This is a genomic window from Myxococcus sp. MH1 (genome assembly GCF_059738865.1).
Genome location: NZ_AP026947.1, coordinates 6173583 through 6196214, shown reverse-complemented (window position 1 = coordinate 6196214; position 22632 = coordinate 6173583). Strand labels below are relative to the sequence as shown.

The window sequence follows — 22632 nt, the reverse complement described above, 5'->3', positions numbered from 1 at the left end:
ACCGGCGACTACAGCGACAGCCCCAGCCGCTGGCGCAGCCGGAAGAAGTCGTCGGTGAAGGACCAGGACACCAGGGTGCGCAGCCGCTCCCCCTCGCGCACGGCCTGGATCACGGGCTCGGCCGAGTCCAGCTTCGCGCCCGCGAAGTTCGGGTCCTCGCGCAGCACCATGCCCAGGCCCACGGACACGTCACCCGCCATCAGCAGGCCCGCGCGGTCCGCCGAGTAGTCCAGCGCGTCCAGCCACGGCGCCAGCTCCAGCTTCTGCACGTCGCCCAGCGACATCGCGGGGCCCTCCAGCGCCTTGATGGCCTTGCGGGAGAACGCCTTGCGCAGCTGCTTCACCGCCTCGTCGTTGCGCCGGCCCAGCGCGGAGAAGTTCTGCGCGTGGATGCGGATGGCGTTGCCGAACAGGTCCGCCGTCTCGCCCTGCGACAGCTTCTCCAGCACGGCCGCCTTGTTGAGCAGGCCCAGCGCCGCGCGGCCCAGCAGGAACTTCTGCTCGCGCGCGTTGAAGCGTCGCACCACGTCCTGGCCGATGCACACCGACATGGGCTCGGTCGTCTCCAGCACCGTGAGCCCGCGCCGCGCCTGGTACGCGTCGAACTCCTCGACGCCGAACACCTGCGCCACCGCGCGCACGGCCTTGTACACCGCGCTGTCCGGCTTGAGCTTGTCCGTCTTCGGGTTGACGCCGACGATGTCGAAGCTCGGCGGGTAGACCTTCTCCAACTGGTCGCCCATCGCCCGCAGCACCTCCAGCAGCGGGCCACGGACGCCCGGGTGCAGCAGCACCGTGTCCACGTCCGTCGACGTCAGCGCCTCGCGAGCCTCCTGCGCCAGCCGCGCGCGGCCCTCCGTGTAGAAGGCCAGCTCCACCTCGTTCGTCGAGCGCAGGAACTGGAGCACCGACGCCACGCAGAACGCCTTGTCCAGCTGCTTGAGGCCCTCCCACAGCTTGAACAGCGCGTGCAGGCTGTCCACCCGCGTCGGGTCCTGGCGGAGGATCTGCTTGTGCTCCTCGATGGCCATCGGCACGGACGACGTGTCGCGCGCGTACAGGCCGGCCAGCGCGAAGCGGGCCGTGAGGTTCGTGCCATCCGCGTCCACCACCTGGCGGTACAGCCCGGTGGCGCGGGCGGGCTCGGACAGGGGGCCCGCGTACAGCTCCGCCACCCGCACCCGCAGGGCGCTCGCGCGTCGTGGGTCCGTGGACGCCGAGGCCTGGGCCTCCAGGAGCTGCGCCAGCTCCGGCAGGTTCCTCGCGCGCTCGTACAGCGTCACCAGCTTGTCGATGAGCGTGGTGTCGCCGGGCGACAGCTCCAGCGCGCGGCGGTACAGCGGCGTGGCCGCGGCCGCGTCACCCAGGCCCTCGTCGTACGTGCGCGCCAGCTCCAGCGTGAAGCGCGCGCGGGCGTCCGGGGGCAGCTCCTGCTGCAACAGCTTGTGCAGGCAGTCCACCGCGCCCGCGTAGTTGCGCGCCTGCGTGTGCAGCGTGGCCAGCCGCTCCAGCGCCTCCTGGTGCCGGGGCTGCGAGGCGAGCACTGTCATCAGATACGCGATGGCGCGCGTCGCGTCGTTCAGGTGCGTCTGGTACAGCGTGCCCAGCGTGAGGTGGAAGGGCGCGAGCGTGCGCACGTCTCCGCCCAGCTGCACTCGCTGGGTCAGCATGGCGGCGGCCTCCGCGTACTGCTGGGCCTCCAGCAGCAGGGCGGCGCGCAGCTCCAGCGCCTCGATGTGGCCCGGCTGCGCCGACAGCGCCTTCTCCAGCAGCGCCACCGCGCGCGGCTTGTCTCCCAGCGCCCCGTGGTGCAGCCGCGCCGCGCTCACGAAGCCCGTGGCCGCGGCGACGTGGTCCTTCTGCGCCAGCTTCGCCTCGGCGCGCCGCTCGTGCAGCGCGGCCAGGTCCGCCGAGCCGCCCCGGTGCGCCAGCAGCTCCTCCAGCCCCGCCTGCGCCGCCGGGTGCAGCGGGTCTCTCTCCAGCGCCTGCTTGTAGAGCGCCGCCGCGCCGTCCGTGTCCTTCTGGATGAGCGACGCCAGCCGCGCCGCGCCGATGAACGCGTCGATGGCACCGCGCGGGTCCTTGCTCAGTCGCGCCTCGGCCTCCAGCGCCGAGCGCGCCTCGGCCGCGTCTCCGCGCCGCATCGCCACGCGCCGCGTCCCCTGCAGCGCCGGGATGCACTGCGGCTGCAGCTCCAGCGCCTGCTTGTAGAGCGCCGCCGCGCGCTCCAGGTCCCCGAAGCGCGTCTCCGCGAGCTCGGCGGTGCGCAGCAGCATCTCCAGCGCCTCGTCCGCGTCGCGCGCGTGCGCCAGCCGCAGCGTGTACAGCCGGGCCAGGCCCGACACGTCCCCCGCCAGCTTGAGCGAGCGCTCCAGCGCGAACGCGAGCCGCGCGTCACCCGGGTCCGCCTCGAAGGCGCGCTTGTACGCCTCCAGCGTGCCCTCCGCGGGGCCCTTGTCCAGGTCCACCACGGCGGACAGCCGCAGCGCGGTGGCCAGGCGCGGGTCATTCACCCGCTCGGCGATGCGCTGACGCAACTCCGCGCGGCGTGGCCGGTCCGAAGCGCGGATGCGCTCCAGCAGGGTGAGGGCGGTGAGGTTGCCCGCGTCCAGGCCCAGCACGGCCTCGCAGCACAGCGCCGCGCGAGAGGGCTCCTGGAAGCGGTCCAGGTACAGCCGCGCCAGCTTCAGGTACGCCGTCACCTTGGCCGCGGGCGTGTTCCCCACCTGCGTCTCGCGGTCCAGGATGGCGACCAGCTCCTTCACGTTGTCCTGCGCCAGGAACAGCCGCTCCAGCGCGCGCAGCGTGGCGGCGTGTCCCGGCGTCAGCCGCAGCACCTCCTGGTAGGTCTCGATGGCCAGGTCCGGACGGCGCAGCGCGTCCTCCCAGATGACCGCGGCCTGGAACAGCGCGTTGGCGCGCTCCAGCGGATCCGTGCGGTTGGCGGCCTCCTCTCGCAGCATCGCGACCAGGCTCTCCCACGCGCCCTGGGCGCGGTAGATGCGGGCCAGCGCGCGCAGCGCGGGGAAGTAGCTGGGCGCCAGCATCAGCGCCTCCTGGTACGAGGCGATGGCGTCGTCCTCGCGCGACAGGCGCTGCTCGTACAGCTCACCAATCTTGTAGATGAGCGCGGCGGCCTGCTCCGTGGACTGCGAGCTCTCCGACTCCGCCCGGTACATGTCCACCAGCTTCTCCCAGCGGCCGTCCTGGGCGTACAGCCGGCCCAGGGCCTTGAGCGCGGGGAGGTACGACGGCGACAGCGCCAGCACGCGCTCGTACGCGGTGATGGCGCCCGCGCGGTCCTTCAGGTTCTCGTCGAGAATCTCGGCGTTGCGGTGGAGCAGCGACAGCACCTGCTTGGTGTCGCCCGCGAGCGACGCCTCCAGGTCGTGCGTCTCCAGCAGCTCCCGGAAGCGCTGCGCGCGCTCGTACAGCCGCGCCAGGTTGCGGATGGTGGGCAGGTGGTCCGACGCCAGGTCGAGGATGCGCTTCATGCACTCGATGGCGTGGTCCAGGTCTCCCAGCCGGTCCTCGTACACCCCGGCCATCTTGTTGAGCGTGGTGATGAGCTGATCCCGGTCCGACGTCTGGATCAGGTCCTGCTCGAACATCGCCACCAGCTCCGCGAAGCGGCCCTGGCGCTCGTAGAGGCGGGTGAGGGCCTTCTGCGCGGGGAGGTAGCCGGGTTGAAGCTGCAGGCAGGAGTTGTAGCGGGAGATGGCGTCCTCCTGCCGTCCCAGCCGCTCCTCGAGAATCTCCGCGGCCTTGTACATGCGCGCGGCCTTCTGTTTGGCGTCCTCGGCGGCGGCGACCTCCGCGTCGAAGACGGAGACCAGCCCCTCCCAGTTCTGCATCCGGTAGTAGAGCTTGCCCAGGCCCGCGAGCGCCGCGGCGTGGCCGGGGATGCGCGCGACGATGGCCTGATAGCGCGCCGCCGCGTCGGCCTCGCGCTTGAGGACCTCCTCGTACAGCGCGGCCAGCCGCAGGTTGGTGGCGACCAGCTCGCTCTCGTCGTTGAGCGAACCCACGCGCGCGAGCAGCACGTCCGCCAGCTCCTCGAAGCGGCCCTGCGTCTCGTAGATGCCGGCCAGCTCGCTGAGGATGAGCGGATCATTGGGCGCCGCGTGGCGTCCGTCCAGGAGCGCTGCCAGGGCCTCGCCCTTCTGACCCATGCGCTCATGGACCTTGGCGATCTGCAGGTAGGCCGGCGCGGCCTGGGGCCCCAGCAGCGTGGCCTCCGCCGTGAGCGCCTCCAGCAGCTCCTCGGTGTGGCCCTCGCGCTCGGCGGCGCGCTTGAGCGCGGCGAGCAGCAGCGGGTCCGCGCGGTCCAGGGCGAAGGCCTCGCGCAGCAGCGACGCGGCGGGCTCGCGCTGCTTGAGGCGCTCCTCGAGCAGCAGGCCCGCGGACGTCAGGTAGTGCGCGCGCAGCGATGGCTGCTGCATGGTGGCGGCCAGCAGCCGGTAGACCTCCACCAGCGCGGCGGCGTCATTGCGCGCGGCGTAGACGGACTCGAGCTGCGTGAGGACCACCACGTCGGTGGGGCGGCGCTCCAGGCACTGGCGCAGGCACGCGGCGGACTCCTCGTCGCGGGACAGGCGCTCCTGGAGGACGATGCCCTTCTCGAACAGGAGCGCGGCCTGGTGGCGCGCGTCGTCGGTGGCGGCCAGCTCCGCGTCGAGCAGCTGGATGACCATCTGCCAGTTGCCCACGTCCGCGAAGAGCCGGCGCGCGGCGCGGATGTTGACCAGGTAGCGCGGCGCGAGCTTGTACGCGTTCTGGAACGCGACGGCCGCGTTGCGCGGATTCTTGAGCGGCTCCTCCCAGAGCAGGCCGACCTCGTGGAAGAGCTGCGCGGCGGTGGTGGCGTCCGTCGCGCTGAGCGTCCGGGCCTCGCGCTCGAGCGAGGCGATGCGCTCGCGGGCCTCGTCCTCCATGCTGGGCGTGGGCGCCGCCTGGGGCGCGGCCTGGACGGACTGCGTGAGCACTTCCGTGGCGGAGGGGCCCGTCTTGCCAGACACGACGGCGGACGGAGGAGGGGCGGCCGTGACAGGGGGTCGCGGGATGTCGTTGCGCTCGCTCATGAAAGGCCGGCTCCGGGGGCCAGGGATGATGAGGGGAGAATGGCCGGGAGCGGTCGTAACACGCGCTTGCCCGGTCCCTCAACTTCCCGACTTTCCAGGCGATTTGGGTGTCCGGATACCCGGGGAGCAGCCGTGCGCCTGCTCGGGAATCCGGGGGGAGGCGGTGGTGACACGCCCACGAACCGGCCAGGCGATGGAACCGCCGCGGCGTTGTGGTGGAGTTCGTGGTGAGCAGGGGTTCCCACGAAGGAGAGACACAGGTGCCGAGCCAGATGACGCGGTCCCAGGTGATGAAGGCGCTCGAGGCGGCCGGCGACCCGAGGGTGCGAGAGCGCTATGTGCGCGACGGCGCCGGGGAGAACGTGTTCGGCGTCTTGATGGGGAAGGTTCGCGCGCTCGCCGGCCAGGTGGGGCAGGACCACGCGCTGGGCCTGGAGCTCTGGGCCACGGGGAACCACGAGGCCCGCCTCCTCGCCTGCATGCTGCTGGACCCGGATGCCCTCACGGAGAAGGCGGCCCGCGAGCTGGTCGAGCCGCTCACCCTGCCGCTCCTGGTGGACGAGCTGGTGGGCCGGGTGCTCGTGAAGGCGCCGGTCGCCGAGGCCCTGGAGAAGCGCTGGCGAGACGGCGATCAGGAACTGCCGCGCCGCGCCGGCTGGAAGCTCCTCGCCGGACGGATTCCGGCGGGACTGGCGAAGGACCTCGATGTCGGGGCGACGCTCGCTCGCATCGAGAGGGAGCTTCCGGGTGCGCCGTACCGCGTGAAGGAGGGCCTCAACCATTGCCTCGTGTGGATCGGCCTCCATCTGCCGGAGCACCGCGCCGAGGTCATCGCCATCGGTGAGCGGTTGGGGCGCTGGGACCCGAGGCCCATCCCGAAGGGCTGCACGTCCAGCTACGCGCCGGAGTGGATCGCCGCGGTCCTCGCGCTGCGCAAGGGCGAGAAGACCGAGGCGCGCAAGAAGATGGAGGCCGCGGCCGGGAAGAAGAAGCCCGCCCCGGCGCGTGAGAAGCCCTCGACGAAGAAGGCGGCACCCGCGAGCAGGAAGAGCGCGTCGAAGACGCCAGCTCCAGCGAGCCAGAAGCGCGCGCCGAAGAAGGTGGCGGCCCGGAAACGCGCGGGCTGAGCGGGGGGCGGAGCGAGGCTCCGCCGAACCGGACTGGCCCTACAGCAGCTCGCTCAGGTTGCTCTCCGCGATGCTCGTCAGCAGGGAGACGCGCTTGTGCAGCCACGACCCGAACGGCTGGATGCGGCCGACGGGCGTCTTCTTCGGCAGGTCGGTGATGCTCTCGTCGAACGCGACGATGGCCCGCTCCCCGGCGGCGTTCACGGAGCGGTTGTCGAAGGCGAAGGACCGGTCGACATGCCAGCCGCCATGGAAGGGCTGCAGGTCCTCCAGCGCCTCATTGCCCGAGGCCTCCACCAGATCGTTGATGTCGTAGACGTCGTCGGCGATCTCCATGCAGCTCCAGCCACCACCGGTGACGTTGCCGGCGTGGAAGCACGGCAGGTCCTCGTCGGCGTTCGCGGAGATGATCCACGTGATGGAGCCGTAGACGCGCAGGAAGTACTCCCAGCTCGACTCCTTCTTCCTGGGCTTGAGCGGCCGGGCCTTCAACCACTGCCCGATGCGCGGCTTGTGGAAGCGCACGAAGAACGACACATGTTCCTCGGCGGACGCGATGCGCTTCTTGTCCTTCTTCGCGTCGACCAGCTCCGCGATGAAGTGCCCCGAGGGGATTCGCTCATGGAGGTCCTTGAGCATCGCCACGGCGAGGTCCACGGCCTCGAAGGCGTCCTGGGGCTTCGGGAACTTCGTGCCCTTGGGCCGCGAGGGCTTCCTGGGCGCGCCCTTCACGGGCTTGGGCTCCGGATTGGGGTGCTTCGCTTTCCAGAGCTCCTGGTTGTACTGCACGAAGCCCTCCTTCTCCTTCGCGCGGACGCGCTTCTCCGCGTAGGCGACGGCCGCCTCCCAGCTCTCGTGCGCCTTCTCCTGGCGATCCTCGAGCGTGTGGTTCCCATCGACATGGATGGACCAGTACTGCTTCCCACCCTTGAGGTACTGGCGCTCGAGCACCTTCTTCGAGTTCGGGTTCCAGGCGTTGCCGTCACGGAAGCCCAGCTTGCGGTAGCGAGCCAGCAGGTCCTCGACCTCGGAGGCGTCGACGAGCGCGACGTGGTGGTGCCCGTTCAACGTGCCACGGCGAACCTGGGCCTTGTCCCCGCGCACCGAGATATCGACGTAGAGGAGCCAGCCTCCCCGATACAACACGTGCCGCGCCGTCACGGGCGCGGAGAACTTCTCCGCCTCCGGGTCCCGCTTGTAGAGCCTCCCGGCGCTCGAGACGCGCAGCTCACCGCCCTCCGAGTAGAGCCAGAGCTCATCCTTCACATCGAGCTGCGGGTCCGAGTACCAGATGGCGTCACCGCCATTGAGCTCCTGGAGTCGCTTCCAATCAGGATCAGCCATGGATGGGTTCTCGCCCGGGGCCTGGAGGACGTCAATGCCTCGGGCATCCGCTCCCTGTTTGCCTGGAATCCTCGCGCTGCTCGAGTCGGCGCATGAGGTCATTCAGGTGTCGCGCCATCGTCGTGACGTGCGGTGGTTCGATCATCGTCTGGTGGTTTCCGGGGACGCCGATGAGCTCCAGCCCGCCGCGCACCAGCTCCTGCCATGGGCGCTCGGGATGGAGCGGATGGGGCGGGGTGTACTCCTGGGCGCGCAGATAGATGGCGCGGCCCTCGGTGGGGCCGGGCTCGTAGCTGAACAGCGCGCGCATGTGCGCCTTCCAGACGGAGAGGAAGATCTGCAGGTCCACCAGGGAGAACGACTCCGGCACCGTGGCGCCATCCCGCGCGCGACGCAGCACCTCGAGCATCTGTGCCTGCGGCTCCAGTCCGCGCAGCAAGGTGATGAGCGCGGGTGACGAGTCCCCGAAGATGGCCGCGAGCAGCTCCGCGTCATCCTCGAAGCGCGTGGGGAGCTGCCCCGGGCCCGGCGTGTCGAGGAAGACGAGCAGCTCGGGAGGGACGCCGAGCCGCCGCAGCCGCTGCGCCATCTCGTAGACGATGGTGCCGCCCATGGAGAGGCCCACCAGGTAGTAGGGCGGCTCGGGGCGCAGCTGGAGCAGCGCGTTCAGGTGGACGGAGGCGAGCTGCTCGACGGTCTGGAGGGGCTCGCATTCTCCGTTCACGCCGGGCGCCTGGAAGCCGTAGACGGAGCGCTCGGGACCGAGTGCCCGGACCAGCTCCTGATAGCAGAACACCGTGCCGCCAATCGGGTGCATGCACAGCAGCGGCGGCAGGCGGTCGTCACGTCCTCGTTGGAGGAGGACGACGCCGTCGGGCAGTGACGGCGCCTTCGTGGTGGAGGCCACGGGCGCGCGTTGCTCCTCGAGCCACGCGGCGAGCGCCGCCACCGTGGGGCTCTGGAAGAGGACCTGCAGCGGGACCTTGAAGCCGAAGCGCTCGGACAGCTTCGCGACGAGCTGCGCGGCGAGCAATGAGTGCCCACCCAGGTCGAAGAAGCTCGCCGTCACGTCGCGGACCTCGCGGCCCAGCACCTGCGCCCACAGCGCTGTGAGCTCTTCCTCGAGGGGCGTGCCCGGCGCCACGCGCGTCGAATCGTCGGCGGACGCGGTGGGACGAGGCAGGGCGCGATGGTCGACCTTGCCATTGGCGGTGAGTGGCAGCGCGGGCAGCACCACGAAGTCCGAGGGGACCATGTGCGGTGGCAAGCAACCCTGGAGGAAGTCGCGGAGCGCGCGAGGCGCCAGCTCCGGCTCACTCGCGACGTAGCCGACGAGGCGCCGGTCGCCGGGGATGTCCTCGCGGACGAGGGCGATGGCGTCACGGACTTCGGGATGGGCGCGCAGCGCGGCCTCGACTTCGCCCAGCTCGATGCGGAAGCCGCGCAGCTTCACCTGGTTGTCGGTCCGGCCGATGAAGTCCAGCGCGCCGTCCTGGCGAAGCCGGACGAGGTCTCCGGTGCGGTACAGCCGCGCGCCGGGCGTCGTCGAGAACGGATGCGGGACGAAGCGCTCGGCGGTGAGGTCGGCTCTGTCCCAATAGCCCCACGCGAGCCCGTCGCCGCCGACATACAGCTCGCCCGTGACGCCCGTGGGCACGGGCCTCAGGTGGGCATCGAGGACGTAGGCGGTGCTGTTGGCGATGGGCCGCCCGATGGGAACGGAGTGTTCCTGCGGCGTGCTCACGGGGTGCCAGGAGCTGAACGTGGTGTTCTCCGTGGGACCGTAGACGTGGAGGAGCCTTTGAGGCGCGCCGGCGGAGAGGACCCGGTTGACGCACGCGAGGTCGGCGTTCTCCCCACCGAAGAGGAGGAAGCGCAGGTCGCAGAAGGCTGAGGGCTCCGTGCGTGCGACGAGGTTGAAGAGCGCGGTGGTGAGGAACAGCGCGGTGATGCGCTCCTCGCGCAGCCGGCGGGAGAGCATGGTCGGGTCGATGACGTCGTCCTTGTCCAGGATGACGAGCGTCGCGCCATTGAGCAGCGCGCCCCAGAGCTCGAAGGTGGAGGCGTCGAAGGCGATGGTGGCGGCCTGGCCGACGCGGTCGTCCGGTCCGAGCTGGACGTAGTCGGAGCCCAGGACGAGCCGGAGGACGGCGCGGTGGGGGATGCAGACCCCTTTGGGCCGGCCCGTGGAGCCCGAGGTGTACGTGACGTAGGCCAGGTCGTCCGGTCCGGTGTCGCGTGTGGGTCGGTCCGTCGCTTCCTCGTCGGTGAGGGAGAGGGCGTCGATGCACAGCGGTGCGGCGATGCCCTTCGGCACGCGGGACACGAGTGAGGTCTGCGTGACGATGCACTGGACCTGCGCGTCCCGGGCCATCAACTCCAGCCGTTCGGAGGGATAGTCCGGGTCGAGCGGCACGTAGGCACCACCGGCCTTGAGGATGGCGAGCAGCGTGACCACCAGCCGAGGCGAGCGGGGCAGGCACACGCCGACCCGAGGCAGTGCACGGCTCACGCCCTGGGCACGAAGCAGGTGCGCGAGCTGGTTGGCCTGTCGTTCCAGGGCCGCGTACGTGAGCACCGTGGTGCCATGCTGGAGGGCGATGGCCTCGGGCCGTCGGGTGGCCTGGGCCTCGAACAGGTCGACGATGGAACTCTCAACCGGGTAGTCGCGAGCGGTGTCGTTCCACTCGACGAGCCATTGCTGTCTCTCTTGTGCGGAGAGCAGGTCGAACGCGTGGATGGAGGCATGGGGATGCCGGACCGCATGCTCCATCAGCGCGCGGAGATGCCGCGCCATGCGCTCGATGGTCGCGGGTGAGAACAGGGCCGTGGCGTACTCGAAGACGCCCACGAGCCCATCCGCGGACTCCTCCAGGGAGAGCGTGAGGTCGAACTTCGACGTCCCGGGATGCAGCTCCACCGCGTCCACCGTGAGGCCCGGGAGTTGAAGCTGACCGGTGGGCGCGTTCTGGAGAGCGAACATGACCTGGAGGAGAGGGCCATGAGAGAGGGAGCGCTCGACGCGGAGCTCATCGACGAGCTTCTCGAAGGGAAGCTCCTGGTGGGAGTAGGCGGAGAGGCAGACGTCGCGGGTGCGGAGGAGGACGTCGAGGAAGGAAGGGTTGCCGGAGAGGCGAGCGGGGAGGGGGAGCGTGTTGACGAAGAAGCCGATGAGGGATTCGAGCTGGGGGCGAGTGCGATTGGCGATGGGAGAGCCGACGAGGAAGTCGAGCTGGCCGGAGTAGCGGGAGAGGAGGAGCTGGAAGGAGGAGAGGAGCGCCATGAAGAGGGAGGCGCCGTGGTGACGAGCGAGGGAGTCGAGAGAGGAGCGGAGGGAGAGGGGGAGGGAGAAGCGGTGGAGGGCGCCGTCGAAGCGCTGGAGGGAGGGGCGAGGGAAGTCGGTGGGCAGCGAGAGGAGGTGGGGGACGCCGTCGAGGAGGCGAGTCCAGAAGGAGAGCTGGGAGGAGAGGAGGTCGCCGGAGAGGAGAGAGCGCTGCCAGGAGGAGAAGTCGGCGTACTGGAGGGAGAGGGGAGGCAGCGAGGGGGAGGAGAGCTCGCGGTAGAGGACGCCGAAGGACCAGCCGTCGGAGATGATGTGGTGGAGGTTGAGGAGGAGGACGTGGCGCTGGGGAGCCAGGCGGAAGAGGCGAGCGCGGAAGAGCGGACCCTTCTCGAGGTCGAACGGCGCCGCGGCTTCGAGTCGCACGCGTCGCGTGGCCTCCTCATCGGGCGATTCCAGGGCGGAGAGGTCGAATCGCTCCCAGGACAGCTGTGCTGATTCCTGGATGTGCTGGAGGGGAGCACCGTGGCCTGGGAAGGTCGTGCGAAGAGACTCGTGTCGGTCCACGAGGCGCTGGAGGCGCGCGCGGAGCGCCTCGGCATCGAGCTCGCCGTCCAGTCGGAGCGCGAAGGGCATGTTGTAGACGCCCTGTTGCTCGTGGAGCTGGCTGAGAAACCAGAGTCGCTCCTGCGCGAAGGAGAGCGGAGGCGCCGTGTCCCGAGTCCTCCGGGGAATGAGCCCGGCGTCTTGTACCGAGGGCGAGGTTCCGAGGAGCTTCTCCACGGCACGCGCGAAGCGATCGAGCGTCGGCGCCTCGAAGAGCAGCTTCACGGGAACGGTGACACCGAGCGATTCCCGCGCACGGGAGACGACCTGTGTGGCGAGCAGGGAGTGCCCGCCCAGCTCGAAGAAGTTCGCCGTGACACTGAGCTGTTCGAGCTGGAGGACCGAGGACCAGATGGCCGCCAACGCCACCTCCAGCCCGGTGCGAGGCGCCACGAAGTCCTCGACGGTGCCTCCCTCCGGGGCTGGGAGTGCGCGTCGGTCGACCTTGCCGTTCGGTGTCAGGGGCAGCGCATCGAGCACGACGAAGGCCGACGGCACCATGTGAGCCGGGAGCTGGCTCCGCAGGTGCTCACGAAGTGCTGTCGCGGTCGTGGAGGTCGCGGCGTAGGCCACGAGGCGTCTGTCTCCAGGAGAGTCCTCGCGGACGAGGACCGCGGCGTCGCGGACCTCGGGATGTGCACGCAGCGCGGCTTCAATCTCACCCAGCTCGATGCGGAAGCCGCGCAGCTTCACCTGGTTGTCGGCGCGGCCGACGAACTCCAGCTCACCGTCCTGGCGGAGTCGGACGAGGTCCCCGGTTCGATAGAGCCGAGCCCCTGGAACCGAAGAGTCTGGATGGGGAACGAAGCGCTCGGCGGTGAGGTCGGGTCTGTCCCAATAGCCCCACGCGAGCCCCTCGCCACCGACATGCAGCTCACCGGTGACGCCCAGGGGAACGGGTTGCCCGTGGGCATCCAGGACGTAGGCCGTGCTGTTGGACACGGGGCGACCGATGGGCACCGAGTGCTCCTGTCGCTGACGCACCGGATACCAGGCGCTGTAGGTGCTGTTCTCCGTCGGGCCGTAGAAGTTCGCGAGCTGCACGGGGGCGCCATGGGTGAGCACGTCGTTCACACAGGACGGGTCCGCGGCCTCTCCGCCGAACCCCAGCCATCGCAGACCCTTGAAGACTTCCGGCTGGGAGCGCGCGACGAGGTTGAACAGCGCGGTGGTCAGGAAGAGGGTGGTGATTCGCTCGTCCTGGATGCGGCGGTTGAGCAGCACCGGGTCGAGGACCTCGTCCTTGTCCAGGATGACGAGCGTTGAGCCATTGAGCAGCGGAGCCCACAGCTCGAAGGTGGAGGCATCGAAGGCGATGGTCGCGGCCTGTCCAACGCGGTCGTCAGGGCCGAGCCGGATGTGGTCGGCCTCGCGAACCATGCGCACCACGCCGCGATGGGGAATGCAGACACCCTTGGGAAGGCCCGTGGAGCCCGAGGTGTAGATGATGTGCGCCAAGTCCTCTGACGTGCTCTCACGAGGAAGCGCGCTCTCATCGGACCTCGTCGGTTCCTCGGCAGGTGACTCGAGACTCAGCACCGGGATGTCCGAGGAGAACGTCGAGCGGAGCGCGTCGAGGCTCACGATGGCGACGACCCGAGCGTCACGGACCATGAAGTCGAGTCGCTCAAAGGGATAGTCCGGGTCGAGCGGCACGTAGGCGCCACCGGCCTTGAGGATGGCGAGCAGCGTGACGACCAGTTCGGGCGTGCGAGGCAGGCAGACGCCGACCTGAGGACGCGCACGGCTCACCCCCTGGCCACGCAGGCGTCGCGCGAGACGATTGGCGCGAGCGTCGAGTTCTCCATAGGTGAGGCTCGTCGACCCGTGCCGCACGGCGATGGCGTGGGGACGCAGGGACACCTGCTCCGCGAACAGGTCGATGATGGACGCACCGGCCGGGAAGGCGCGGGCCGTGTCATTCCACTCGACGAGCCACCGAGTGCGCTCCTTCGCGGAGAGCACGTCGAGAGAGTGGATGGGCGCGTGAGGGTTTCGCGCGACCTGCTCCATCAGGTTCCGGAGATGCTCGGCCATCCGCGCCACGGTGTCCGGCGAGAACAGGGCCGTGGCGTACTCGAAGACGCCGTTCAGTCCGTGCGGCGTCTCCTCGATGAAGAGCGTGAGGTCGAACTTCGACGTCCCGGGATGCAGCTCCACCGCGTCCACCGTGAGGCCCGGGAGTTGAAGCTGACCGGTGGGCGCGTTCTGGAGAGCGAACATGACCTGGAGGAGAGGGCCATGAGAGAGGGAGCGCTCGACGCGGAGCTCATCGACGAGCTTCTCGAAGGGAAGCTCCTGGTGGGAGTAGGCGGAGAGGCAGACGTCGCGGGTGCGGAGGAGGACGTCGAGGAAGGAAGGGTTGCCGGAGAGGCGAGCGGGGAGGGGGAGCGTGTTGACGAAGAAGCCGATGAGGGATTCGAGCTGGGGGCGAGTGCGATTGGCGATGGGAGAGCCGACGAGGAAGTCGAGCTGGCCGGAGTAGCGGGAGAGGAGGAGCTGGAAGGAGGAGAGGAGCGCCATGAAGAGGGAGGCGCCGTGGTGACGAGCGAGGGAGTCGAGAGAGGAGCGGAGGGAGAGGGGGAGGGAGAAGCGGTGGAGGGCGCCGTCGAAGCGCTGGAGGGAGGGGCGAGGGAAGTCGGTGGGCAGCGAGAGGAGGTGGGGGACGCCGTCGAGGAGGCGAGTCCAGAAGGAGAGCTGGGAGGAGAGGAGGTCGCCGGAGAGGTGGGAGCGCTGCCAGGAGGAGAAGTCGGCGTACTGGAGGGAGAGGGGAGGCAGCGAGGGGGATGAGAGCTCGCGGTAGAGGACGCCGAAGGACCAGCCGTCGGAGATGATGTGGTGGAGGTTGAGGAGGAGGACGTGGCGCTGGGGAGCCAGGCGGAAGAGGCGAGCGCGGAAGAGCGGACCCTTCTCGAGGTCGAACGGCGCCGCGGCCTCGCGTTGGAGGCACTCCTGGAGGTCGTCAGGAGACGAGGTCAGGTCGACGACCCGCCAGTCGAGCTCCATGTCGTCGGAGATGACCTGCGTGGGAGTGCCGCCCCCAGGAAAGCGCGTGCGCAGAGACTCGTGACGAAGGACGACGGCTCGAAGACGCTCACGTAGCGCAGGGACATCGAGCTCACCTTCGAGTCTCAGCCCGAAGGGCATGTTGTAGACGCCCTTCTGGTCATGGAGCTGGCTGAAGAACCAGAGTCGCTCTTGCGCGAACGACAGGGGCAGCGCCGAGTCCCGGCTCACCGTGGGAATGAGCGTGGACCCGGTGGGCTGGGGTTCGCCGAGGAGTTGCTCCAGCACGCGCGCCAGGGACTCGATGGTGGGTGACTCGAAGAGGGCTCGGACGGGGACGTGGACACCGAGCGTGTCCTGGATGCGCGAGACGACCTGGGTCGCGAGCAGTGAATGCCCACCGAGGTCGAAGAAGCTCGCGGTGACACTGACGCGCTCCAAGGACAGCACCGTGCTCCAGATGTCGACGAGTCGCGACTCCAGCTCCGTGCGAGGCGCGACGAAGTCCTCGGCGTCGAGCAGGCCGAGGATCGGAGGCGGAAGCGCGCGTCGGTCCACCTTCCCGTTGGGCGTCAGCGGAAGCGAGTCGAGGACGACGACCGTCGAGGGGACCATGTAGCTGGGGAGTCGGCGTCCCAGCTCCTCGCGAAGCCGGGTCCCCGCCACCTGCGTCACGGCATAGGCCACGAGGCGTCTGTCCCCCGGAGTGTCCTCCCGGACGAGGACGGCGGCGTCACGGACCTCGGGATGCGCACGCAGCGCGGCTTCAATCTCGCCCAGCTCGATGCGGAAGCCGCGCAGCTTCACCTGGTTGTCGGCGCGGCCGATGAACTCCAGCTCTCCATCCTGGCGGAGTCGGACGAGGTCTCCCGTGCGATAGAGCCGAGCCCCCGGCACCGAGGAGAACGGATGGGGAACGAAGCGCTCCGCGGTGAGGTCGGGCCTGTCCCAGTAACCCCACGCGAGGCCGTCACCACCGACATGCAGCTCACCGGTGACACCGACGGGGACGGGTTGCCCGTTGGCGTCCAGGACATAGGCCGTGCTGTTGGACACAGGTCGCCCGATGGGCACCGAGAGCTCCGAGGATGGCCGCGCCCGATACCACGTGCTGTAGGTGCTGTTCTCGGTGGGGCCATACCCGTTCACGAGCGCACCAGGGGCGCCATGCGTCAGCACGCTCTGGAGACACGTGGCATCCGCGGCCTCGCCACCGAAGATGATCCAGCGCAGGCCGGAGAACGCATCCGGGTGCACGCGCGCAGTGTGGTGGAAGATGGCGGTGGCCACGACGAGCGCGGAGATGCGCTCCTCCCTTAGCCGGCGAGCGAAGACCGAGGGCTGGATGAGCTCGTCCTTGTCGATGATGACCAGCGTGGCCCCGTTGAGCAGCGCGCCCCAGATCTCCAACGTGGAGAGGTCGAACGTCACGGTGGTGACCTGGGCCACCCGGTCGTCGGGCCCCAGGCGGACCTGGTCCGGGTCCAGCGCCATGCGCACGACGCCTCGATGTGGAATGCAGACGCCCTTGGGGCGCCCCGTGGAGCCCGAGGTGTAGATGATGTGGGCCAGGTCCTCCGCGGTGCTGTCGGTCGGCAGCGGCGTGGCCTCGGTGCACTCCAACGTGTCGAGCTTCACCGTGCGCCACGGACCCTCGGGCAGCCGCTCACTCAACGCGCCATGGGAGACGAGGGCCGTGAGGCGTGCGTCGTGGGCCATGAAGGCCAGCCGTTCGGTGGGGTGCTCCGGGTCGAGCGGGACGTAGGCCCCGCCCGCCTTGATGGTCGCCAGGAACGCGACGATGAGGTCCGCGGACCGGGGCAGGCACACGCCGACCTGCGGACTCCGACGGTCGACGCCTCGCGCGCGCAGCACCCGGGCGAGCGCATTGGCGCGGGCATCGAGCTGGGCATATGTCAGCTCGGACACTCCGTGCCGCACGGCCACGGCGTCGGGGTTGCGCGCCACCTGCGCGTCGAAGAGCGCTCCGAGCGGTGTCTGCGACGGGTACGCGCGCGTCGTGTCGTTCCACTCGACCAACCACCGTTGCTGCTCATCCTCGGAGAGCAACGAAGCCCGGGCGCAGGCATGTTCCGGCGCACGGACGAAGGTCTCGGCGAGCCGGACGAAGTGCTCCGCCATCCGCGCGACGGTGGGCTCGGAGAACAACGCGGTGGAGTACTCGAGGGTGCCTCGCCATCCGTTGGACGAGGGCTCCACCGAGAGGAAGAGCTCGAAGCGCGCCGTGCCGGTGTCCACCTCCAGCGGCGCGACCTGGACACCTGGAAGGCGAAGCTGTCCCCCCGGTGCGTTCTGGAGCGCGAACAGCACCTGGACCAGCGGGCTGCGTCCCGGCTCCCGTTCGACTTGGAGCTCGTCGACGAGCCGCTCGAAGGGATGCTCCTGATGTGCGTAGGCGCCGAGGCACGCGTCACGGGTGCGATGGAGGACGTCGCGGAAGGACGGGTTGCCGGAGAGGCGAGCGGGGAGGGGGAGCGTGTTGACGAAGAAGCCGATGAGCGATTCGAGCTGGGGCCGCGTGCGATTGGCGATGGGCGAGCCGACGAGGAACTCGAGCTGGCCGGAGTAACGGGAGAGGAGAACCTGGAAGGTGGCCAGCAAGGCCATGAAGAGCGTGGCGCCTTCATCCTGCGCGAGTCCTTCGAGGGCCTCGACCAGCGGCAGCGGAAGCGAGAAGCGGTGGAGCGCGCCCTCGATGCGTTGATGTGGCGGGCGAGGGAAATCGGTGGGCAGCGCGAGGACGTGAGGCACACCGTCCAGCAGTCGCTTCCAGAACGTCTGCCGCGTCGCGAGGGCCTCACCCGCGAGCCGCACCCGCTGCCACGATGAGTAGTCGGCGTACTGGATGGAGAGCGGAGGCAGCACCGGGGGCGTGCCCCCGACTCGCGCGGCGTACTCGGTGGACAGCTCCCGGAAGAGCACTCCGAAGGACCAACCGTCGGAGATGATGTGGTGCAGGTTGAGCAACAACAGGTGTCGCTGCTCGGCCCACGTCACGAGCATCGCTCGAAAGAGCGGACCTCGGGCCAGGTCGAAGGGTCGTTCCGCCTCCGCCTGCACCCGTCCTCGCGCCTCCTCCAGGGACGCAGCGGACCGCCGCTCCAATGTGATGGACCATGACTCCAGGACCACTTGCTCGGGCGCTCCTTCGCCGGGGAAGCACGTGCGCAGGGATTCGTGCCGGGCCACCAGGACCCGCAGGCTCTGCTCCAGCAGGGAGGCCTCGAGTGGCCCGTCCACCTGGAACGCCATCGGGAGCGAGTAGACCGCGCTGCCCGGCATCCATCGGTCGAGGAACCACAGTCGCTGCTGGGCGAACGAAGGGACTCGACGCTCGGCACCCACGGCACGTGGGATGAGGCCTTCATCCTCGTTGTCCGACGGAGCCTCCTCGAGGCCCGCGCACAGCTCGCGCAGGACGGGCTGGTCGAAGAGGGCACGCAGGGGGATGTGCCGCCGCGTCGCCTCGCGCATGCGGGTGACCGCCTGGGTCGCGAGCAGTGAGTGGCCTCCCAGGTCGAAGAAGTTCGCGGTGGCGCTCACCGCGTCCATCCCCAGCACCTCCGCCCAGATGCGCGCGACGGTCTGCTCGAGCCCTGTCTCCGGCGCGACGAGCTCCGAGGCCGCCTGGGGCGCGGGCAGCCGCGCGCGGTCCACCTTGCCATTGGGGGTGAGCGGCAGCGCCTCCATCACCACGATGGCGGATGGGACCATGTGCCCGGGGAGCTGGCGCTGGACGTGCTCCCGCAGCTCCGACGACGAAGCCCTCGCGACGACATACGCGACCAGCCGCCTGTCACCGGGCGAGTCCTCGCGAACGAACGCGAGCGCCTCCGTCACCCCCGTGTGCTGGCGCAGCGCGCTCTCCACCTCGCCCAGCTCGATGCGGAAGCCTCGCAGCTTCACCTGGTGGTCGCGTCGCCCGATGAACTCCACCGCGCCATCCGGACGCACACGGGCGAGGTCTCCCGTGCGGTACATGCGACCTCCAGGCGTGTGGCTCCATGGGTCCGGCAGGAAGCGCTCACCCGTCAGGTCCGCGCGCTGCCAGTAGCCCCACGCGAGCCCGCATCCTCCCGTGTACAGCTCTCCCACGTCTCCGTCTGGGACGGCGCGGAGCGACTCGTCCAGCACGTACATCCGGGTCCCCGAGATGGACCGGCCGATGGCCACGGCCGTGGAGTCCTCCTCCGCCAGCGCGCCTCGCATGGGGTGGAAGCTGGTGAAGGTCGTGTTCTCCGTGGGCCCGTAGAAGTTGACCAGGCGCACGTGGGGAAGCTGCGCCAGGGCCTTGCGCGCATGGGGCACGGAGAGGACCTCGCCTCCCGTGAGCAGCTCGCGCACCTTCGCCGTGCCGGGCAACCCCAGCTCCACCAGCTGGTGGAACAAGCCCGTGGTCATCCAGACAATCGTCACACCCTGCGCTTCGAGGAACGGCCCCAGCTCATCCAGTCCCGCGGCGCCCTGGGTGAACACCGCCAGCCGCGCCCCGTTGAGCAGCGACCCCCAGATTTCGAACGTCGACGCATCGAAGGCGACGGGCGCCAGCTGCAGCAGCACGTCCTGGGGCGTCACGTCGACATAGTTGGCCCCCAGCACCAACCGCAGCACTCCGCGATGCGGCACGCAGACGCCCTTGGGCCTGCCCGTGGAGCCCGAGGTGAAGACGACATACGCCAGGTCATCCGGGCACACGTCTCGCGCGGGAGGATGGTGGGGGAGCACGGCCAGCGCGTCGCCGAGGACATCCAGACACAGGCGCACGCCCTCCGAGGGCAGTCGTGGCAGCAGCGACGTGCGCGTGATGATGACCCGCACGTCCGCGTCCAGGGCCATCAGCGCCAGTCGCTCGGAGGGATAGTCCGGGTCGAGCGGCACGTAGGCACCACCGGCCTTGAGGATGGCCAGGAGCGTGACGAGCAGCTCCGCCGAGCGCGGCAGGCAGACGCCCACCCGGGGGTTCTCGCGTCCGACACCCTCCGCGCGCAGCCGCCACGCGAGCTGGTTGGCCCGCCGCTCCAGCTCCGCGTACGTCAGGCTCTCGCCGTCACTGGTGAGCGCCAGGGACTGGGGCCGCAGGGCGACCTGGGCTTCGAAGGCCTCCGCGATGCTGGCCGGAGAGGAATCCTGCGGGAGGGTCGACAAGGAGGGGGCGTCGAGCATGTCAACGCGTCGCCCCCAGGAGATGAGAGACGGTGGCTGCCGCGTGCGACACGGCAGCCGATGGGACAGGGCGTCACGCGTGAGACATATCTAGGAGGCCTGGCCAGACAGACGCAAGATTGGCTGGCCCTCCCCGCCCTGGTGAGGCGGATCTGAAACTGAGTTGTGTTTCAGGCCGTTGTTCTCACGGGTGACTCGTCGGGTCCGCTGGATTCGTCCCGGCCGCGCGCTCGTCCCCGTCACGCGCGCCGTCGAGGTCCCGGTCGATGCCGATGCGCGTGCCCGAGCCGAGCGGCACGCAGGTGTACGTCAACACGCCGCCGCTCGCGGTGGTGGCCGTACGCACCGTCGCATCCGTCACCGCCGGCAGGGCCTGCCGGTCCGACGTGAACTTCCCACCTCCCACGTAGAGCAGGCCCACCTCGTGCGAGCCCACCCGGCCCTTGGCCACCAGGTCACACTCGCCCGCGTTGGCGCGCGCCAGCAGCAGGTCGATGCGCGGCCCCGCCACGGCCGCGCGCGCGGCCGTCAGCGTCACCTGCTGCCCGACGATGGGCGCCAGGTTCGTGTCGAACGCGAGCATGAACTGCTCCATGTTCAGCTTCGCCGTGTGGCCCTCGGGCGTGTTCGGGATGCCCACGGAGTTGAAGATGGGGTGGAAGTCGAAGCCGCTGTTGAAGGTGAGCAGCGTGGGGACGCTGCCGTCGCTCAGGAAGCCAAAGCCCCGGACCTGGTCTCCCAGGAAGGGGTCGATGGGAGCGTTGCCGCTGACGAACGGCGCGCCGAACATGCCCACCTTCTGGTACGCGTTGCGCAGGTGCGGCACCTTCGGGAACTGCGGCTCCACGTCGAAGGATGACTGGCCCGCCGTGCCGAAGAAGCCCTTGAACGGTCCCTCGGACGGGTTCGCCTCCGGGTCGATGACGTGGCATGCGCCGCAGGAGCCGTGGAAGAACGTCGTCGTGTTCAGGAAGAAGTCCCGCCCCGCCGCCTGCGCGGGCGTCAGCGAGTTGTCCAGGTGGCGGATGGGGTTGGGCGGATAGACGACCTGGAGCACGAAGTCGGTGAACTTCTGCATCTGCGCCGGCGTGAGCGTCGTGTCGCGGCCCAGCAGGTCCACGAAGGCCGGGTTGAACTGCTTGAAGGCCGCCGCCTCGTCATGGGAGCCCGAGTTGGGTTGCGCGGTGGCCGCGTCGAAGCCGCCGTTGCGGTCGCCTCGCCAGTGCATGGGGCCCTGGTTCGCCATGCCGCGCAGGCTCTGCGTCGCCATGGGGCCCTTGAGCGGATGGAACGCGGTGGACTGGCCGAACGTCGGGTCGTCGCCGAACTCCGGGAGGATGGGGACGATGGGGCTCGGGTTGGCCTTCACCGCGCCGTCCGGGTTGCCCAGGTCCCACGCCAGGCTGTCGAAGTCGCCGAAGATGTGGCAGCTGCCGCACGACGAGTCACCATGGCTGGAGCTCAGCCGCGCGTCGTAGAGGAAGGGGCGGCCCTCGACGACGCTCGCGGGCTCCGGGTTGTACATGGGCAGGTGCGCGATCTCCTGGCGCGTCGTCGTGTTGATGACGGAGATGGCGTTGTCGAAGCGCGTCAGCACGTAGAGGCGCCGCCGGGCCTCGTCCAGCACCATGCCCGTGGGCCCGCCGCCGGAGAGGAGGATTTGGTTCGCCGTGCTCGGCACGAAGGTCCCGTTCTCCAGCGCGGCCGTGGAGTAGACGCCCAGCTTCGACGAGCCGAACGCCGCCACGAACAGCGTCGAGCCGTCCGCCGTCACCGCCATGCCCAGCGGCTGCGCCAGGCTCTTCTCGCTCTCCGCGTTGGGCGTGGGCGCGCAGCACACGTCGTAGTCGATGTGCTTGTTGAGGTGGCGCGGCGTCACGCTCGAGCCGCCGAGCACGGTGATGCGGCTCTCGTGCAGGTGGCCGCGCAGCGAGCTGCCCGCGAAGGTGCCCGGGCCCTCGAAGCGCAGGTCGTTGCGCGCCTCGGTGTTGCTGACGTACACCTTCCCGTTGACCGGGTTGACGGCCATGTTGAACAGGATGGTGCCCACGCCCGAGTACACGCTCCCGGGGCCGTGGATGGGCGCGGGCGGGTTGGCGTTGGCGTTGAGGGTGAAGACGTCCTTGTCCGGCAGCGAGAAGCGCACCGACGACGTCCACGAGCGGTTCAGCACGTCCACCCAGTCCTGGCCGTTGTGCTTGAGCAGGACGCCGACCTCCGGGGCGCGCGCGCCCGCGAAGTTGGTGTTGGGGCCGGGGACTCCGCCCACGGCCTCGCCGCCGTCCGGCACCGCCAGCTCATGCATCACCGTGGTGCGGTTGCCGGAGTGGAAGGCCGCCGCGTACACCCGCGAGCCGTCCGGCGTCACCGCCAGCGCCCGGGGCGTGTCCGCGAACAGGGAGACGATGGTGAGCGGCGTGCCACCCAGCGTGGACCCCAGCTGCTCCGAGTCGAACACCCACACGTCCGCGCGGCCGATGCCCGGCGTGGTGAGCTTCGGGTCGAACGGCGCGTTCTGGCCGCGGTGCGCCGCGGTGATGAACGCGCGCCGACGCCCAGGACCGGCGAAGACCAGGTCCCGGGGCTCGTCGCCCACGAGCAGCGTGCGCGTCACCACGCCGCCCTGTCCGTCCGCGTCCACGCGCACCACGCTCACGCTGTCCGACAGGTGGTTGACGACCCAGACCTCGTCGTTCGTCCGCGCGGCCACCGCCACGGGCTCCAGGCCCACGGGCACCGAGCCTCGGTGGGTGAGGCCGTTGTTCGCGACGCGGAAGATCTCCAGCCGGTTGTCCGGCGTGTTGACGGCGAAGAGCAGCTTGCCATCGGGGGACAGCGCGAGCGGCCGCACCTGCCCGCTCTCGAACAGCGTGAAGGACGAGGCCTGGGCTCGGGGGCCCACCACGACTCCCGCCACCAACAACAGCGCGACGACGCTTCTTACGGCACCAGCTCGAACAGCCGTACACGAGGCTTTCACGATGATGCGCTCCAGGGGATGGGT

5 protein-coding genes are annotated in these 22632 nt (G+C 69.8%); 1 reads left to right on the top strand and 4 read right to left on the bottom strand.

From position 1 onward, the window contains the following. Positions 1-8: 8 nt before the first annotated feature. Positions 9-5081, bottom strand: coding sequence for a tetratricopeptide repeat protein (locus AC6JA9_RS23890; RefSeq protein WP_497957886.1), 5073 nt, complete (start codon positions 5079-5081; stop codon positions 9-11). Between the two features lie 272 nt (positions 5082-5353). Here AC6JA9_RS23890 and AC6JA9_RS23885 point away from each other — a divergent pair, with 272 nt between their 5' ends. Beyond that, positions 5354-6208, top strand: a complete 855-nt coding sequence (locus AC6JA9_RS23885; protein ID WP_497957885.1) for a DNA alkylation repair protein — start codon at positions 5354-5356, stop codon at positions 6206-6208. A gap of 39 nt (positions 6209-6247) precedes the next feature. Here AC6JA9_RS23885 and AC6JA9_RS23880 read toward each other — a convergent pair whose 3' ends face one another. From AC6JA9_RS23880 to AC6JA9_RS23870, 3 genes are all read right to left on the bottom strand, one after another. After that, on the bottom strand, positions 6248-7552 hold the full coding sequence (locus AC6JA9_RS23880) for a hypothetical protein (RefSeq protein WP_497957884.1): 1305 nt from the start codon (positions 7550-7552) through the stop codon (positions 6248-6250). A gap of 31 nt (positions 7553-7583) precedes the next feature. Beyond that, positions 7584-19610 (bottom strand): non-ribosomal peptide synthetase, encoded by a 12027-nt coding sequence (locus AC6JA9_RS23875; RefSeq protein ID WP_497957883.1) that lies wholly within the window; start codon positions 19608-19610, stop codon positions 7584-7586. Between the two features lie 202 nt (positions 19611-19812). Beyond that, positions 19813-22533, bottom strand: coding sequence for a beta-propeller fold lactonase family protein (locus tag AC6JA9_RS23870; RefSeq protein WP_497957882.1), 2721 nt, complete (start codon positions 22531-22533; stop codon positions 19813-19815). Positions 22534-22632: the final 99 nt, after the last annotated feature.

Excerpts from the sequence above, each read along its gene's own strand:
- AC6JA9_RS23890 (WP_497957886.1), bottom strand. The coding sequence starts at position 5,081 with ATGAGCGAGCGCAACGACATCCCGCGACCCCCTGTCACGGCCGCCCCT.
- AC6JA9_RS23880 (WP_497957884.1), bottom strand. The coding sequence starts at position 7,552 with ATGGCTGATCCTGATTGGAAGCGACTCCAGGAGCTCAATGGCGGTGAC.
- AC6JA9_RS23885 (WP_497957885.1), top strand. The coding sequence starts at position 5,354 with ATGACGCGGTCCCAGGTGATGAAGGCGCTCGAGGCGGCCGGCGACCCG.